At 61.8% G+C, this 17,101-nt stretch carries 10 protein-coding genes and 1 other RNA gene; 7 read left to right on the top strand and 4 right to left on the bottom strand.

All coding sequences use genetic code 11. The annotated features are described in order from the left end of the window. Positions 1 to 21: 21 nt before the first annotated feature. From guaD to xdhA, 4 genes are all read right to left on the bottom strand, one after another. Positions 22 to 1,326: a guanine deaminase gene (gene guaD, locus QIW53_RS12825; RefSeq protein WP_371049979.1), complete on the bottom strand. Its 1,305-nt coding sequence runs from the start codon at positions 1,324 to 1,326 to the stop codon at positions 22 to 24. A 7-nt stretch (positions 1,327 to 1,333) separates the two neighbouring features. Then, positions 1,334 to 2,191 carry a xanthine dehydrogenase accessory protein XdhC gene (gene xdhC, locus QIW53_RS12830; RefSeq protein WP_371049980.1) on the bottom strand — a complete coding sequence of 286 codons (858 nt, stop codon included), beginning with the start codon at positions 2,189 to 2,191 and terminating at the stop codon, positions 1,334 to 1,336. A 116-nt stretch (positions 2,192 to 2,307) separates the two neighbouring features. After that, positions 2,308 to 4,707 (bottom strand): xanthine dehydrogenase molybdopterin binding subunit, encoded by a 2,400-nt coding sequence (gene xdhB, locus QIW53_RS12835; protein ID WP_371049981.1) that lies wholly within the window; start codon positions 4,705 to 4,707, stop codon positions 2,308 to 2,310. Then, positions 4,700 to 6,154, bottom strand: a complete 1,455-nt coding sequence (gene xdhA / locus QIW53_RS12840) for a xanthine dehydrogenase small subunit (protein ID WP_371049982.1) — start codon at positions 6,152 to 6,154, stop codon at positions 4,700 to 4,702. Before xdhA ends, xdhB begins: the two co-directional genes overlap by 8 nt. A 268-nt stretch (positions 6,155 to 6,422) precedes the next feature. On the opposite strand from xdhA, the gene QIW53_RS12845 reads away from it, so the two are divergent. The 7 genes from QIW53_RS12845 (at position 6,423) to QIW53_RS12875 (ending at position 17,043) form a co-directional block, all read left to right on the top strand. After that, complete coding sequence (locus QIW53_RS12845; protein ID WP_371050141.1) at positions 6,423 to 7,082, top strand: GntR family transcriptional regulator; 660 nt, start codon at positions 6,423 to 6,425, stop codon at positions 7,080 to 7,082. Between the two features lie 2 nt (positions 7,083 to 7,084). Further along, a complete protein-coding gene (gene smc, locus QIW53_RS12850) occupies positions 7,085 to 10,573 on the top strand; it encodes a chromosome segregation protein SMC (RefSeq protein ID WP_371049983.1) in 3,489 nt (1,162 codons plus the stop codon). Between the two features lie 258 nt (positions 10,574 to 10,831). Beyond that, positions 10,832 to 11,686, top strand: a complete 855-nt coding sequence (gene zipA / locus QIW53_RS12855) for a cell division protein ZipA (RefSeq protein WP_371049984.1) — start codon at positions 10,832 to 10,834, stop codon at positions 11,684 to 11,686. Positions 11,687 to 11,771: 85 nt separating this feature from the next. Then, the gene (gene ligA, locus QIW53_RS12860; RefSeq protein ID WP_371049985.1) at positions 11,772 to 14,129 is read left to right on the top strand and encodes an NAD-dependent DNA ligase LigA; all 2,358 of its coding nucleotides are present in this window, start codon (positions 11,772 to 11,774) and stop codon (positions 14,127 to 14,129) included. A 171-nt stretch (positions 14,130 to 14,300) separates the two neighbouring features. After that, positions 14,301 to 15,467 carry a zinc-binding metallopeptidase family protein gene (locus tag QIW53_RS12865; protein WP_371049986.1) on the top strand — a complete coding sequence of 389 codons (1,167 nt, stop codon included), beginning with the start codon at positions 14,301 to 14,303 and terminating at the stop codon, positions 15,465 to 15,467. Positions 15,468 to 15,592: 125 nt separating this feature from the next. Then, an RNA gene (gene ffs / locus QIW53_RS12870) (signal recognition particle sRNA small type) lies at positions 15,593 to 15,689 on the top strand. A gap of 271 nt (positions 15,690 to 15,960) precedes the next feature. After that, the gene (locus QIW53_RS12875) at positions 15,961 to 17,043 is read left to right on the top strand and encodes a type I restriction endonuclease (protein ID WP_371049987.1); all 1,083 of its coding nucleotides are present in this window, start codon (positions 15,961 to 15,963) and stop codon (positions 17,041 to 17,043) included. Positions 17,044 to 17,101: the final 58 nt, after the last annotated feature.

The following is a 17,101-nucleotide window of genomic DNA, read 5'->3' on the forward strand; positions in this document are numbered from 1 at the left end:
AGCGAGCCTGCTCGCGATTGCTTAGCGCTGATGTACCAGGTTCCCCGCCGCATAGGTCTGCGCCACCGTACGGTCATCCCCCAGGGTCATCAGTACGAACAAGGTCTCGGCGATGTTGTTCGCCTGCTTCAAGCGGTAACTCAGCAGCGGCGTGGCGTTGTAGTCCAGCACCAGGAAATCGGCATCACTGCCCGGTTGCAGGTTGCCGATCCGCTCTTCCAGGCGCAGGGCGCGCGCGCCGCCGAGGGTGGCCAGGTATAGCGACTTGAACGGGCTCAGGCGCGCACCTTGCAACTGCATGACCTTGTACGCCTCGTTCAGGGTCTGCAGCAGTGAGAAACTGGTGCCGCCGCCGACATCCGTGCCCAGGCCGACGTTCAGTTTATGCTTCTCGGCCATCGGCAGGTTGAACAAGCCGCTGCCGAGGAAGAAGTTCGAGGTCGGGCAGAAGGCAACCGCCGACCCGCTTTGCGCCAGGCGCGCGCATTCGTCGTCGCACAGGTGCACGCCGTGGGCAAACACCGAGCGCTCGCCCAGCAACTGGTAGTGATCGTAGACGTCGAGGTAGCCCTTGCGCTCGGGGAACAGCTCCTTGACCCACTCGACTTCCTTGAGGTTCTCGCTGATGTGGGTCTGCATGTACAGGCCCGGGTATTCGCTGAGCAACTGCCCGGCGAGGGTCAGTTGTTCCGGGGTGCTGGTCGGGGCGAAGCGCGGGGTGACCGCGTAGTGCAGACGACCCTTGCCGTGCCAGCGCTCGATCAGCGTCTTGCTCTCGACGTAGCTGGATTCGGCGGTGTCGGTCAGGTAGTCCGGCGCATTGCGATCCATCATCACCTTGCCGGCGATCATGCGCAGGTCGAGTTTTTCCGCGGCCTCGAAGAACGAGTTCACCGACTGCGGGTGCACGCTGCCGAACACCAGAGCGGTGGTGGTGCCGTTGCGCAGCAGTTCCTTGATGAAAATGTCCGCGACTTCATCGGCATGGGCCTTGTCGGCGAACTGGCTTTCGCAGGGGAAGGTGTAGGTGTTGAGCCAGTCCAGCAGTTGCTCGCCGTAGGCGCCGACCATGCCGGTCTGCGGCAGGTGGATATGGGTGTCGATGAAGCCGGGGGTGATCAGCGCGTCCTGGTAGTGGGTGATCTCGATGTCGGTCGGCAGGGTCGGCAGCAGGTCGCTGGCATGGCCGAGGGCGCTGATCTGGCCGTTGTCGACCACCAGCAAACCGTCCTCGAAATACGCGTAGGAGGCTTCGATCCCGACGTCGGCAGGGTCGGCGATGCTGTGCAGGATGGCGGCGCGGTAGGCTTTGCGAGTCAGAGGCATAAGGTTCTCAGTTCGAAGCTTTCAAGTGTGCGGTTTGGCTGCGGCGCGAGGCGGGCAGCAGTTTGGCGATCGGTTCGGCGCGAGCGGTTTGCTGGCCGAAATTCGCGTTGTAGGTGGCGATGATTTCACCGGCGATGGAGACGGCGATTTCCACCGGCAATTTGCCTTTGACTTCGCCGATGCCCATCGGGCAGCGCATGCGTTGCAGCACGCTGCTGTCGAAACCCCGGTCGCGCAGGCGGTGTTCGAACTTCACCCGCTTGGTCTTCGATCCGATCAGGCCGAAGTAGGTGAAGTCGTTGCGTTTGAGGATCGCGGCGCTCAGTTCGAGGTCAAGTTGATGGTTGTGGGTCATGACGATGCAGTAACTGCCGGCGGGCAGGTCGTCGATTTCGTCCACCGGTTCTTCGCTGACGATCTTGCGCACGCCGTGGGGGATCTGTTCGGGAAACTCGCTGTCCCGCGAGTCGATCCAGCGCACGCGGCAGGGCAGGCTGGCAAGCAGCGGCACCAGCGCGCGACCGACATGGCCGGCGCCGAACACGGCGATCTGCGCCTGGACCTGGCCCATGGGTTCGAACAGCAGCACGGTGACGCCGCCGCAGCACTGGCCGAGGCTGGCGCCCAGGCTGAAACGCTCCAGATGGGTGTCCTGGCGGCCGCTGGCGAGCATGTCCCGGGCGATCTGCATGGCCTTGTATTCCAGGTGCCCGCCACCGATGGTGTCGAAGGCCTGGCTGGCGCTGATGACCATTTTCGAGCCGGCATTGCGCGGCGTCGAGCCGAGCTCTTCGATGATGGTCACCAGCACGCAGGGCTCACCACGGTTTTGCAGGTCGGCGAGGGCGTCGATCCAGTTGTACATGTTCACCTCGACATCGTTGTTGTTTGTACCGGCCTCTTCGCGAGCAAGCCCGCTCCCACATTTGGAATGCATTCCCCTGTGGCAGCGGGCTTGCTCGCGAAGGCCTCACCTCGGTCTCAGAGCGGAGCCAACTCGGCTTCAGCATCTACAGGCTTCACCGCCTTCAACTGCCGCATCTGCTCACACCCCCACAACACCCGCTCCGGGGTGGCCGGGGCGTCGATCTTCGGTTGGTGCCGGTAATCGCCGAGGCTGGCCACGGCATCCTTGATCGCGCACCACGCAGCAATGCCGAGCATGAACGGCGGTTCGCCCACAGCCTTGGAGTGGAACACCGTGTCTTCCGGGTTCTTGCGGTTTTCCACCAGCTTGACCCGCAGGTCCAGCGGCATGTCCGCCACGGCCGGGATCTTGTAGCTGGCCGGGCCGTTGGTCATCAGCTTGCCCTTGTTGTTCCACACCAGCTCTTCCATGGTCAGCCAGCCCATGCCCTGGATGAACCCGCCCTCGACCTGGCCGATGTCGATGGCCGGGTTCAACGAGGCGCCGACGTCATGCAGGATGTCGGTACGCAGCATCTTGTATTCACCGGTCAGGGTGTCGACCAGCACTTCACAGCACGCCGCACCGAAGGCGAAGTAGTAGAACGGACGACCCCGGGCCTGGCTGCGGTCGTAGTAGATTTTCGGGGTCTTGTAGAAACCGGTGCTCGACAGCGAGACCTGGGCGAAATAGGCCTGCTGGATCAGCGCCTCGAACGTCAGGATGTGATCGCGCACCCGCACGTGGCCGTTGTGGAAAACCACGTCCTCTTCGCTGACCTTGTATTGGCGCGCGGCGAATTCCACCAGGCGCTGCTTGATGGTTTCGGCGGCGTTCTGCGCGGCCTTGCCGTTCAGGTCGGCCCCGCTGGACGCGGCGGTCGGCGAGGTGTTTGGCACCTTGTCGGTGTTGGTCGCGGTGATCTGCACGCGGTCCATTTCAACCTGGAACACTTCGGCCACGACTTGCGCGACCTTGGTGTTGAGGCCCTGGCCCATCTCGGTGCCGCCGTGGTTGAGGTGGATGCTGCCGTCGGTGTAGACATGCACCAGCGCACCGGCCTGGTTGAGGAAGCTGGCGGTGAAGGAAATGCCGAATTTCACTGGAGTCAGCGCCAGGCCTTTTTTCAGGATCGGGCTGTTGGCGTTGTAGCGGCGGATCGCTTCGCGGCGCTCGGCGTACTGGCTGCTTTCTTCCAGTTCTGCGGTCATTTCCTCGAGCATGTTGTGCTCGACGGTCTGGTAGTAGTGGGTGACGTTGCGCTCGGTCTTGCCGTAATAGTTGGCCTTGCGCACGGCCAGCGGGTCGAGGGCCAGGTGGCGGGCGATGGCGTCCATCACTTCCTCGATGGCGACCATGCCCTGGGGGCCGCCGAAACCACGGTAAGCGGTGTTCGATGCGGTGTTGGTCTTGCAGCGATGACCGTTGATGGTGGCATCGCCCAGGTAATACGAGTTGTCGGAGTGGAACATCGCCCGGTCGACGATCGAGGCCGAGAGGTCCGGTGAGCAACCGCAGTTGCCCGCCAGTTCCAGGGCGATGCCATGCAGGCGACCGGTGCTGTCGAAGCCGACGTCGTATTCGACATAGAACGGGTGGCGCTTGCCGGTCATCAGCATGTCTTCGACCCGGGGCAGGCGCATCTTGGTCGGCTGGCCGGTGAGGTGGGCGATGACCGCGCACAGGCAGGCCGGGCTTGCGGCCTGGGTTTCCTTGCCACCGAAACCGCCGCCCATGCGGCGCATGTCGACGACGATTTTGTTCATCGACACGTCGAGCACTTCGGCCACCAGTTTCTGCACTTCGGTGGGGTTTTGCGTGGAGCAGTAGACGATCATGCCGCCGTCTTCGGTCGGCATCACCGAGGAGATCTGGGTTTCCAGGTAAAAGTGCTCCTGGCCACCAATGTGCAGCGTGCCCTGGATGCGATGCTCGGCGGTGGCCAGTGCGCCGGCCGAATCGCCGCGCTGGTGGGTGTGGCTGTCGAGCACGAAATGGCGCTTGCGCAGCGCTTCGACCACATCGAGTACCGGTTCCAGGTCTTCATATTCGATGATCGCGGCCATGGCGGCCTTGCGTGCGGTTTCCAGGTCCCTGGCGGCGACGGCGACCACGGGCTGCCCGACGAATTGTACGGTGTCGATGGCCAGCAGCGGGTCGCCCGGCAGCAGCGGGCCGATGTCCTTGAGGCCCGGTACGTCCTGGTGGGTGATGGCGATGCGCACACCCTCGAAGGCGTAGCACGGCGCGGTGTCGATGCTGATGATCCGGGCGTGGGCGCGATCCGACAGTCGCGCATAAACGTGCAGTTGGTTTGGGAATTCCAGACGGTCGTCGATGTACTGCGCTTCACCGGACACATGCTTGGCGGCGCTGTCGTGCCTGACGCTGCGCCCGACTCCAGTGCTCAGGTCCTGGGCGAACAGTTCAGCCAGTTCGGCCTGGGTCTTTTCTACGGCGTGATGGTTAGACATAAGCGGTCACCCGAGTCTCGATGTGCGGCGTTTGCAGTTCGATGAAGTATTTGCGCAGCAAGTTCTGGGCGCTGAGCAGGCGGTATTCCTTGCTGGCGCGGAAATCCGAGAGCGGGGTGAAGTCCTCGGCCAACGCGGCGCAGGCACGTTCGAGCACGGCGTTGTTGAACGGCTGGCCCACCAGTACGGCTTCACAGTGGGCCGCACGTTTGGGGATGGCGGCCATGCCACCGAAGGCGACGCGTGCGTCGCCGATCACGCCGTTTTCCACACGCAGGTTGAATGCGGCGCAGACGGCGGAAATGTCATCGTCCAGGCGTTTGGAAACCTTGTAGGCGCGGAACGACCGCTCGGCACTGGCGCGCGGCACGATGATCTTCTCGATGAACTCGCTTTCCTGGCGCGCCGTGACCCGGTAATCGATGAAGTAATCTTCGAGATCGAGGGTGCGGCGGGTTTCACCCTTGCACAGCACGATCTGCGCGCCGAGGGCGATCAGCAGCGGTGGCGAGTCGCCGATGGGCGAGGCGTTGCCGATGTTGCCGCCCAGGGTGCCCTGGTTGCGGATCTGCAGGGAGGCGAAGCGTTGCAGCAATTCGCCAAAGTCCGGGTACTCGGCCTTCAGCGCTTCATAACAGTCGGAGAGGGCGGTGGCGGCACCGATTTCCAGGCGATCGTCAAAGCGTTCGATGCGCTTCATCTCGGCGACGTTGCCCACGTAGATCATCACCGGCAGGGTGCGGTGGAACTGCGTGACTTCCAGTGCCAGGTCGGTGCCGCCGGCCAGCAGGCGGGCCTGCGGATAGGCATCGTAGAGGTCCGCCAGGTCGGCCACGGTGAGTGGCACCAGGCAGCGCTTGTCGCCACTGTTGAGTTCGCCGATGTCAGTGGGGGCGATGGCTTTCAGCTGTGCGATGGTCTCGGTTTCCCGGGCATCGAACTGATCGGGTTGCTCGCCGCAGCAGGACTGCTCGGCGGCCTGCAGGATCGGCCGATAGCCGGTGCAGCGGCACAGGTTGCCGGCCAGGGCCTCGTGAGCCTTGTGCTGATCGGGCGCATCGCTGTTCTTTTGCAGGGCAAACAGCGACATCACGAAACCCGGGGTGCAGAAGCCGCACTGCGAGCCGTGGCATTCGACCATGGCTTTTTGCACGCTGTGCAGTTGGCCCTGGTGCTTGAGGTCTTCGACGCTGATCAATTGCTTGCCGTGCAGCGACGAAACGAAGGTCAGGCAGGAATTAAGGCTGCGATAGCGAATGTGCTCGCGGCCCGCCGCATCCGCCTGCAACTCGCCGACCACCACGGTGCATGCGCCGCAGTCTCCGCTGGCGCAGCCCTCCTTGGTGCCGGGTTTGCCCACGTGCTCGCGCAAGTAGTTGAGCACGGTCAGGTTCGGGTCCAGGGCGTGCTCGGTTCGGAGTTCCTGGTTGAGTAAAAACTGGATCACGGAAGGCCTCGCAGATTCATTATTGTTGTTAAGCGACTTGAACCGAATTTATCAGTTCTGACTTTTGGGTCAATGATTTTCTGACTTAAAGGTCAGGAAATAACATTTTGTCGATCAACAGCACGTTCCTTCAGTATTGACCCTGAAGCACCTGCCTGCTTTTTTGCGGGTTTCGTGCCAAAAACCGCTGTGCGGGCACTCCGCCATGACCCTTCATGTGCGCTACACTGCGCCGCTTGTGCAGATCGAAGAGTTTGAAGGGACAACCATGACGTTCAAGGCGCCGGACAGCCTCGCCGAGCAAATCGCTCACCACCTCGCCGAGCGCATCATTCGTGGCGAAATGAAGCCTGGAGAGCGCATCCAGGAACAGAAGGTCACGCTGGCCCTCAATGTCAGCCGCGGCTCGGTCCGCGAAGCCTTGCTGATCCTCGAACGTCGTCACCTGATCGCGATCTTGCCGCGACGCGGCGCGCACGTCACCGAACTTACTGCCCACAAAGTGCGCAGCCTGTGCACCCTGATGGGCGAGCTGTACATCCTGCTCGGCAATGCCGTGGCCAAGGGCTGGCAGGTCCAGGCTGATTTGGCGCCGTTCCTGCAGATCCAGCAGCGCCTGCAAGGCAGCTACGAGCGCCAGGACATCCGCGCCTTCGTCGATGACAGTTTCAACGTGATGCGGGCGGCTTATCCCTTCGCCGACAACCCGTATTTGCAGGAAACCGTCGAGAATCTGCAGCCGGCCATGAGCCGTGCGTACTTTCTCGCGCTGGACCAACGCAAGGCCTCGATGAGCGAGTACCTGGCGTTGTTCGAACAACTGCTCGCGGCGGTGATCGCCCGCGATTTCCCACAGATCCGCGAAGTGCTGACGGCTTATGGCCAGCGCAGTTGCGATCTGGTGATTTCCGCCCTGACGGACGCCTGAGCGTGCGGCTCAAGTGCATCAAGCTGGCGGGGTTCAAGTCCTTCGTCGACCCGACCACGGTGAACTTCCCCAGCAACATGGCGGCGGTGGTCGGGCCCAATGGTTGCGGCAAGTCGAACATCATCGACGCCGTGCGCTGGGTGATGGGCGAGAGCTCGGCCAAGAACCTGCGCGGCGAGTCGATGACCGACGTCATCTTCAACGGCTCGACCAGTCGCAAGCCGGTCAGCCAGGCCAGCATCGAGCTGGTGTTCGATAACTCCGACGGCACCTTGATCGGCGAATACGCCGCCTACGCGGAAATCTCCATTCGCCGCAAGGTCACCCGCGACAGCCAGAACAGTTACTTCCTCAACGGCGCCAAATGCCGCCGTCGTGACATCACCGATATTTTCCTCGGCACCGGCCTGGGCCCGCGCAGCTACTCGATCATCGAGCAGGGGATGATTTCCAAGCTGATCGAAGCCAAGCCCGAAGACCTGCGCAACTTCATCGAGGAAGCGGCGGGGATCTCCAAGTACAAGGAGCGCCGGCGCGAGACCGAAAACCGCATTCGCCGCACCCACGAGAACCTCGCCCGCCTGACCGACCTGCGCGAAGAACTGGAGCGTCAGCTCGAACGTCTGCACCGCCAGGCCGAGTCCGCGAAAAAGTATCAGGAATACAAGGGCGAGGAGCGTCAGCTCAAGGCCCAGTTATCGGCCCTGCGCTGGCAGGCGCTGAACGAGCAGGTCGGTCAGCGCGAAGTGGTCATCGGCAACCAGGAGGTCACCTTCGAGGCGCTGGTGGCCGAGCAGCGAAACGCCGACGCGAGCATCGAACGCCTGCGTGACGGGCACCATGACCTGTCGGAGCGATTCAACCTGGTACAGGGGCGCTTCTATTCGGTCGGCGGTGACATCGCCCGGGTCGAGCAGAGCATCCAGCACGGCCAGCAACGCCTGCGCCAATTGCAGGACGACTTGAAGGAAGCCGAGCGCGCGCGCCTGGAAACCGAGTCGCACCTGGGCCACGACCGCACCCTGCTGCTGACCCTGGGCGAAGAACTGGACATGCTTACCCCGGAGCAGGAAGTCACCAGCGCTGCCGCCGAAGAAGCCGCCGCCGCGCTGGAAGAATCCGAAACCACCATGCACGGCTGGCAGGAGCAGTGGGATACGTTCAACCTGACGGCCGCCGAACCGCGCCGCCAGTCCGAGGTTCAGCAGGCGCGGATCCAGCAGCTGGAAACCAGCCTGGAGCGCCTGGCCGACCGGCAGAAGCGTCTGGGGGAGGAGCGCGACTTGCTGTCGGCGGACCCCGAAGACGCGGCGATCATGGAGCTCAACGAACAACTGGCGGCGAGTGAGGCGACGCTGGAAGATCTGCAGGCCAGTGAAGAAGCCCAGGTCGAACGCCTTGAGCAACTGCGTCAGCAATTGCAGCAGACCTTGTCGGCGCAGCAACAGGCTCAGGGCGACTTGCAGCGCCTCAATGGCCGACTGGCTTCGCTCGAGGCCCTGCAGCAGGCTGCGCTGGATCCGGGCACCGGCACGGCACAGTGGCTGCGCGAACAACACCTCGCGGATCGTCCGCGCCTGGCCGAAGGCCTGAAAGTGGACGCCGGGTGGGAGCTGGCGGTGGAAACCGTCCTCGGCGCCGACCTGCAGGCGGTGCTGGTGGATGATTTCGCGGGCGTCGACCTTGCCGGTTTCAGCCAGGGCGATTTGCGCTTGTTGAGCCCCGCCAGTGATGGCGTGCGCGTGCCCGGCAGCCTGCTCGACAAGGTCGAGGCGTCAATCGACCTGTCGCCATGGCTGGGGCAGGTCAAGCCGGTCGACAGCCTTGAGCAGGCCCTGGCGCTGCGTGGGCAGTTGGCGGTCGGGCAAAGCCTGATCAGCCGTGACGGTTACTGGGTTGGTCGGCATTTCCTGCGCGTGCGCCGGGCCAGCGAGGCGGAAAGCGGCGTGCTGGCCCGTGGTCAGGAAATCCAGCAACTGGGGCTTGAGCGCGAAGAACGCGAAGCGGCGGTCGAAACCCTCGAAACGCAACTGCAGAACCTGCGCGCGCAACAGCGTCAGCAGGAGAACGGGCGCGAACATCTGCGCCGCCTGTTGCAGGACGAAGCGCGTCAGCAGGGTGAACTCAAGGCTCAATTGTCGGCGGGCAAGGCCAAGGCCGAGCAACTGACGTTGCGTCGCACGCGGCTCGACGAAGAGCTGGCCGAACTGGCCGAGCAGCGCGAGCTGGAACACGAGAACATCGGCGAAGCGCGCCTGCAATTGCAGGACGCGCTGGATGCCATGGCGCTGGACACCGAGCAGCGCGAACTGCTGCTGGCCCAGCGCGACAGCCTGCGCGAACGCCTGGACCGCGTGCGTCAGGAAGCACGGCAGCACAAGGATCATGCGCACCAACTGGCAGTGCGCCTGGGCTCGCTCAAGGCGCAGCACGACTCGACGCGTCAGGCGCTGGAACGCCTGGAAATGCAGTCCGAACGCCTGACCGAAAAGCGCGAACAACTGAGCCTCAATCTGGAGGAGGGCGAGGCGCCGCTGGAAGAGCTGCGCTTGAAGCTCGAAGAGTTGCTCGACAAGCGCATGAGCGTCGATGAGGAGCTCAAGACCGCGCAGATCGCCCTGGAAGATGCCGACCGCGAATTGCGCGACGCCGAGAAGCGCCGTAACCAGGCCGAGCAGCAATCGCAGCTGATCCGTGGCCAGATGGAATCCCAGCGCATGGAGTGGCAAGCCCTGACCGTGCGTCGCAAGGCCCTGGAAGACCAGTTGCTCGAAGACGGCTACGACCTGCACGGTGTGCTCGCCACCCTCGCGGCCGAGGCCAACGAGAAGGACGCCGAGGAAGAACTCGAGCGCATCGCCGCACGGATTCAGCGCCTTGGCGCGATCAACCTCGCGGCCATCGATGAATACCAGCAACAATCGGAGCGTAAACGTTATCTGGATGCGCAGAACGACGATCTGGTGGAAGCGCTGGACACCCTCGAGAACGTGATCCGCAAGATCGACAAGGAAACCCGCAACCGCTTCAAGGATACCTTTGATCAGATCAATGGCGGTTTACAGGCACTTTTTCCAAAAGTTTTCGGTGGCGGCAGCGCGTATTTGGAACTGACGGGCGAAGATCTACTCGATACAGGGGTGACGATCATGGCGCGCCCGCCTGGAAAGAAGAACAGCACCATCCATTTGCTCTCCGGTGGCGAAAAAGCCCTGACCGCATTGGCCCTGGTTTTTGCCATCTTCAAGTTGAATCCGGCGCCGTTCTGCATGCTCGATGAAGTGGATGCGCCACTGGATGACGCTAACGTTGGACGCTACGCACGCTTGGTGAAGGAGATGTCGCAGACGGTGCAGTTCATCTATATCACCCACAACAAGATCGCCATGGAAATGGCCGATCAGTTGATGGGGGTGACGATGCACGAACCGGGATGTTCGCGTCTGGTGGCGGTGGATGTCGAGGAGGCGATGGCGATGGTGGACGCCTGAGTCGGCGTAGGTCGCAAGGCTATTTTTTGTCCGTAGGGCTTTTCTGAGGGCATCGACTTGCTGGCAAATCGACATAATCGCGCAAGCCATGGTGACAGACGGTGTAAAGTTGTCTTTGGTCGTGCTAGTTTAATGTCAATTTTTCGTATACGTGGGCAAAACGCCTGTCAGAACATAGAGTTGGCGCCACGTTTTAAAGCGGTTTACCAGTTGTAAACCCCTTATTTTTCAGCATTTTTTATAGAGGCACGGGATTACATGGAAATCGGTCTGCGCGAGTGGCTGATCGTCATCGGCATCATTGTCATTGCCGGTATTCTTTTTGATGGCTGGCGCCGGATGCGCGGCGGCAAGGGGAAACTGAAATTCCGTCTTGATCGAAGTCTGTCCAATTTGCCGGATGACGACGGCAACGCCGAGCTGCTGGGGCCGCCCCGCGTTCTGGATACCCATAAAGAACCGCAACTGGACGAGCACGATTTGCCGTCGGTCAGCATGCCCGCCCGTGAACCTCGTGAAACAGGTTCCAAACGCGGCAAGCGTGGTCATGGCGAACCCTCCCAGGGCGACATGAACCTCAGCCTTGACCTGGATGGCGGCCCGAGCTTCAACAGCCGTGACGACGATTTCCCGGATGACGGCAAATCCTCGCCTGCGCTGGGCGACAAGGAACAGCCGCAAGCCGAAGAAGTGCTGGTGATCAGCGTGATCTGCCGCGACGCGGCCGGCTTCAAGGGGCCTGCGCTGCTGCAGAACATCCTCGAAAGCGGTCTGCGCTTTGGCGAAATGGACATCTTCCACCGCCACGAGAGCATGGCCGGCAATGGCGAGGTGTTGTTCTCCATGGCCAATGCGGTCAAGCCGGGCGTCTTCGACCTGGACGACATCGACCACTTCAGCACCCCGGCCGTGAGCTTCTTCCTCGGCCTGCCGGGCCCGCGTCATCCGAAGCAGGCCTTTGACGTGATGGTCGCGGCGGCGCGCAAGCTGTCCCAGGAACTCAATGGCGAACTCAAGGACGACCAGCGCAGCGTGCTGACCGCTCAGACCATCGAGCATTACCGTCAGCGCATCGTCGAGTTCGAGCGTCGCGCACTGACCCAGAAGCGCTGATTGGCAGGAGCCATCGATGCTCCTGCCCGCGCCGCATTGATATGGAGCAGCTTCGGCTGCTCTTTTGCTTTATGAGAGAACACCCATGACCGCCGCCAAAAACCGCATTCTAGAGCTGCGCGCTGAACTGGATCAGCACAACTACCGCTACCACGTGCTGGACGAGCCGAGCATTCCGGACGCCGAATATGACCGCCTGTTCCACGAGCTCAAGGCCCTCGAAGCGGCCAACCCCGAACTGATCACCAGCGACTCGCCGACCCAGCGTGTTGGCAGCGCGGCGCTGTCGGCGTTCACCCAGGTGCGCCACGAAGTGCCGATGCTCAGCCTTGGCAACGCTTTCGAAGAAACCGACATGCGCGAGTTTGATCGTCGGGTGACCGAAGGCCTCGACTTGCCGGCTGGTGACTTGTTCGGCGGTGGCGCAGCGGTGGAGTACAGCTGCGAACCGAAGCTCGATGGCCTGGCGGTCAGCCTGCTTTATCAGGACGGCGTGCTGGTGCGCGGCGCGACACGCGGCGACGGCACCACCGGCGAAGACATCAGCGTCAACGTGCGTACCGTGCGCAATATCCCGCTGAAACTGCAGGGCAGCGGCTGGCCGGCCACCCTGGAAGTGCGCGGCGAAGTGTTCATGTCCAAGGCCGGTTTCGAACGCCTGAACGCCACGCAACTGGAGGCCGGTGGCAAGACCTTCGCCAACCCGCGCAACGCGGCGGCGGGCAGCCTGCGGCAGCTGGATTCGAAGATCACCGCCAATCGCCCGCTGGAGTTCTGCTGCTACGGCATCGGCCAGATTTCTGCCGACATCGCCGAGACCCACATCGGCAACCTCAAACAGTTGCAAGCCTGGGGCCTGCCGATCAGCCGCGAGCTGAAACTGGCGCATGGCATCGACGAGTGCCTGGATTATTACCGCGACATCGGTGAGCGCCGCAACGGCCTGGCCTATGAAATCGACGGCGTGGTGTTCAAGGTCAACAGCATTGCCTCGCAGCGTGAGCTGGGTTTCCGCGCCCGCGAGCCGCGCTGGGCCATCGCCCACAAATTCCCGGCCATGGAAGAACTCACCGAGTTGCTCGACGTGGAGTTCCAGGTCGGTCGTACCGGCGCCGTGACCCCCGTGGCACGCTTGAAGCCGGTCAAGGTTGCCGGCGTCACCGTCGCCAATGCGACGCTGCACAACATGGACGAAGTGGCCCGCCTGGGCCTGATGATCGGCGACACCGTGATCATCCGCCGCGCTGGCGACGTGATTCCGCAAGTGGTGCAGGTGGTCCTCGAACGTCGTCCGCAAAACGCACGCGCCGTGCAGATTCCCGAAAACTGCCCGGTCTGCGGCTCCCACGTCGAGCGCACGCAACTGGTCAAACGCAGCAAGGGGCGCGAGACCGTCAGCGAAGGCGCGGTGTACCGCTGCGTCGGGCGTCTGGCCTGTGGCGCGCAACTCAAGCAGGCGATCATTCACTTCGTTTCGCGCCGTGCGATGGACATCGAAGGCCTGGGCGACAAGAGCGTGGAGCAACTGGTCGATGAAGGTCTGGTGAGTTCGCCGGCTGATCTGTATGCCCTGAAGTTCGAAGACATCGTCGACCTGGAAGGCTTCGCCGAGCTATCGAGCAAGAAGCTGCTCAGTGCCATCGAAGACAGCAAACGGCCGAGCCTGGCGCGCTTCATCTACGCCCTCGGTATTCCCGATGTCGGCGAGGAGACGGCCAAGGTCCTGGCGCGCTCCCTGGGCTCGCTGGCGCGGGTGCAACAGGCCTTGCCGCAGGTGCTCACGTACTTGCCGGACGTTGGGCTGGAAGTGGCGCACGAGATTCACAGCTTCTTTGAAGACGATCACAACCGCCAGGTGATCGCCGACCTGCTCAAGCATGGCTTGCAGATTCAGGACCAGGGCGAGCTGGGAGCCGAGTTTGCGGCGAGCACCACCCTGGGTGGTTTCCTCGACAAGTTGCACATCCCGTCGGTGGGGCCGGGCGGCGCGCAGAAGCTCGCCGACCGCTTCGGTTCGCTGGAGGGGGTGTTCAACGCCGATTGGCTGGACATGCGCCAGGCCTTGCCGGAAAAACAGGCCAACGCGGTGCGCGAGTTTTTTGCGCTGGCCGGGAATCGCCAGGCCGCGCAGGCGGCTGAGCAACAGTTGCGCGATTTTGGCATGCACTGGTTGAGCGAGAAAAAAGTCGTCGAAGGCTTGCCGCTGGCAGGGCAGACCTGGGTGCTGACCGGTTCGCTGGAATTGATGAGCCGCGACGTGGCCAAGGAAAAACTCGAAAGCCTGGGCGCCAAGGTCGCCGGCTCCGTATCGGCCAAGACCCATTGTGTGGTGGCCGGCCCGGGTGCCGGTTCGAAGCTGGCCAAGGCCAATGAGCTGGGGCTGAAGGTGCTGGATGAAGAGGCGTTTGTGGCGTTCCTGAGTGAGCACGATATTTCCGTGTGATGGCGTTCGCGAGCAAGCCCGCTCCCACAGTTGACTGAGTCGGCCCAGGCGGCGGGTTCTCATGTGGGAGCGGGCTTGCTCGCGAAGACGATTTTCGCCACAACGGAAAAAGCGGGAACGATGCACCGCCCATCATGATCTAGTCTTGGCAAACCCCAGGAAGAGATCGCCATGTATCGCTTTTTCGAGCAGCTCAGTTCACGCATCGCGGCGCCCTTCATGGGTGAAAGCTCGCGCAACAGCAAAATCTGGCCGTGCCGCTGCGGTCAATCGCTGTTCTTTCGCAACAGCCAGTGCCTGGCGTGTTCCGCAGCACTGGGCTATGAGCCCGAGCGTGGCCGTTTGTCCTCCCTGCAGCCAGGCGCGCAGGCCGATACCTGGACCCTGGACGCCGACCCAGACGCGGGTGCCTTTCGCCGCTGCGCCAACCTCGACTCTGCGGCGGCCTGCAACTGGCTGGTGCCGGTCGGTGATCATCATGCGTTGTGCATGGCCTGTCGTCTGAACCGCACCATTCCCGATTTATCCATTGCCGACAATCACCAGCGCTGGCTCAAGGTCGAGACCGCCAAGCGGCGGCTGATCGCGCAATTGGTCAACCTGGGCTTGCCGGTGATTCCCAAGGCCCTGGACGAGGAGAGCGGGCTGGCGTTCGATTTCATTGGCGTCGATCTGGAAGGCAACCTGCCGACCACCGGTCACGCCAACGGCCTGATCACCCTCGACATCAACGAAGCCGACGATGCCCACCGCGAGCAGGTCCGGGTGAACATGCACGAGCCCTATCGCACGCTGCTCGGGCATTTCCGCCATGAAGTGGGCCACTATTACTGGGATCGGCTGATCGCCAACGGCCCCTGGCTGGAGCCGTTTCGCCGCGTGTTCGGTGACGAGCGCGCGAGCTACGCCGACGCCCTCGACCGGCACTATCAGCAGGGCGCGCCGGCCGACTGGCAGCAGCGGTTCGTCAGCGCCTACGCCACCATGCACCCGTGGGAAGACTGGGCCGAAACCTGGGCGCACTACCTGCACATGATGGACGCCGTGGATACCGCCCTGGGTTTCGGCATGAGTGCGCGGGAGATGGACCTCGACTACCAGCCGTTTCCCGCCAGCACCCTCTACGACCCGCAGCATCCCGGTGGTGCAGCGTTCCTGTCGTTCGTCAACGCGTGGATCGAACTGGCGGGCATGCTCAACGAACTGTCACGCAGCATGGGCCAGCCGGATTTCTACCCATTCGTGCTACCGCCGGAGGCGATTGCCAAGCTGCACTTCATCCACCTGGTGATCCAGCAGGAGGGCGGCAGGGCAGACGAGGTGGTCAGGGACCTGTAAACCGGGCGCTTTTGCATGTCCTTGAAGCGACTCATGTTTTTTAATGCCAGCGAACGGTTGTAACTTCGCCGCAGACAGGTACAATGGCGCGGCTCGCCGTCAGGCGGGCGTCGTTATGGTGACCCCATCGGTCCCCCCGCAACGATTACCCGTGAACCTGGTCAGAGCCGGAAGGCAGCAGCCACAGCGGGAACATTGTGTGCCGGGGTGTGGCTGGTGGGGTTGCCTCCTATCTTTAAGTCCTTGAATCTACAAGGATTTGTCAGTCAAAAATTTCGAAGTGTGACAGCGTTTAGGTACACCAAAGTGGTGCACTATGCCGAGCATTCTAGCGCTCCCCAGTAATTCCTCCAAGCTGTCCTCATGTTGGACTGACATCGCAATCGATCCGGCTTTCGTCGATGTTGGCTGCTGATGCGTGGTCATGAGTGATCTGCATTTGCCAGTACAGCATCGGGCTACTAGGATGTGGCATCTGAGCGAGGAGCGAGACATGGAATTCGTAGAGCGACTGAACGCGTTATCCGCAAAAATCCGCCAGCAGGGCCCGGCTATCCAAACGGAAGAGGCGACCAAAATCGCCTTCGTCATGCCCTTCATCAACTCGGTTCTGGGCTACGACGTCTTCGACCCTTCTGAGGTGACACCAGAGTACGTCTGCGATGTTGGGACGAAGAAGGGTGAGAAGATCGACTACGCCATCATGAAGAATGGCGAAATCCAGATTCTGATCGAGTGCAAAAAGATTGGTGAGTCATTACACATCAACCACGCCAGTCAACTATTCCGATACTTCCACGTCACCAGTGCCCGTATTTCGATCCTCACCAATGGTCAGGTCTATCGGTTCTTCACCGACCTTGATGCACCCAATAAAATGGATGAAAAGCCGTTTCTGGAGCTGGATCTCCTCGACTTGGATGAGCATGCCCTACCGGAGCTTCAGAAACTCACCAAGTCAGCCTTCGATGTTGATTCGATCATCAATGCTGCTGGCGAATTAAAGTACGTCGGACAGATCAAGAAAGAGATGGCTGCACAGTTCAGCCAGCCGAGTGACGAGTTTGTGAAGTTTTTCGCGGCTCGGGTTTACGACGGGATCATCACTCAAAAGGTAAGGGAGCAGTTCACCTCCTTGACTCGGAAAGCTGCAATCCAGTTCTTAGGCGATCAGATTAATGATCGCTTGAAGTCGGCAATGAGCGGCGCCGTCGAGCCCTCATTTGCTATGGCTACCGTCCAGCCTGCGTCGAATAGCGAGGGTGCAGACGGTGCTGATGAGGATAGGGTTCAAACCACTCTTGATGAGCTAGAAGGATTCCATATCGTCAAAGCGATAGTGCGGGCGGTGGTTGATGCCAAGCGGATAGTTCATCGTGACACCCAAAGCTATTTCGGGGTTCTACTCGATGATAACAATCGCAAACCAATTTGCCGTCTCCACTTCAACCGTAGCCAAAAGTACATCGGCATCTTCGACGGTGAGAAGAACGAGACTCGGCACGCAATCTCATCCGTGGATGACATCTACGGGTTTGCAGAGCAGCTGAAAGGCACCATCTCCCTGTACGAGTGAGCTGTCAAGGCGCTTTGTTTACGGTAAGCGATTCCTGCCGGTAAGCCCCAGAGCCTGT

Source organism: Pseudomonas fluorescens (assembly GCF_041354075.1).
In the GTDB taxonomy this organism is placed as follows: domain Bacteria; phylum Pseudomonadota; class Gammaproteobacteria; order Pseudomonadales; family Pseudomonadaceae; genus Aquipseudomonas; species Aquipseudomonas fluorescens_CE.

Bases quoted from the DNA above. Each gene is read 5' to 3' on its own strand.
- guaD (WP_371049979.1), bottom strand. From the start codon at position 1,326: ATGCCTCTGACTCGCAAAGCCTACCGCGCCGCCATCCTGCACAGCATC.
- xdhC (WP_371049980.1), bottom strand. From the start codon at position 2,191: ATGTACAACTGGATCGACGCCCTCGCCGACCTGCAAAACCGTGGTGAG.
- xdhB (WP_371049981.1), bottom strand. From the start codon at position 4,707: ATGTCTAACCATCACGCCGTAGAAAAGACCCAGGCCGAACTGGCTGAA.
- QIW53_RS12845 (WP_371050141.1), top strand. From the start codon at position 6,423: ATGACGTTCAAGGCGCCGGACAGCCTCGCCGAGCAAATCGCTCACCAC.
- zipA (WP_371049984.1), top strand. From the start codon at position 10,832: ATGGAAATCGGTCTGCGCGAGTGGCTGATCGTCATCGGCATCATTGTC.
- ligA (WP_371049985.1), top strand. From the start codon at position 11,772: ATGACCGCCGCCAAAAACCGCATTCTAGAGCTGCGCGCTGAACTGGAT.
- QIW53_RS12865 (WP_371049986.1), top strand. From the start codon at position 14,301: ATGTATCGCTTTTTCGAGCAGCTCAGTTCACGCATCGCGGCGCCCTTC.
- QIW53_RS12875 (WP_371049987.1), top strand. From the start codon at position 15,961: ATGGAATTCGTAGAGCGACTGAACGCGTTATCCGCAAAAATCCGCCAG.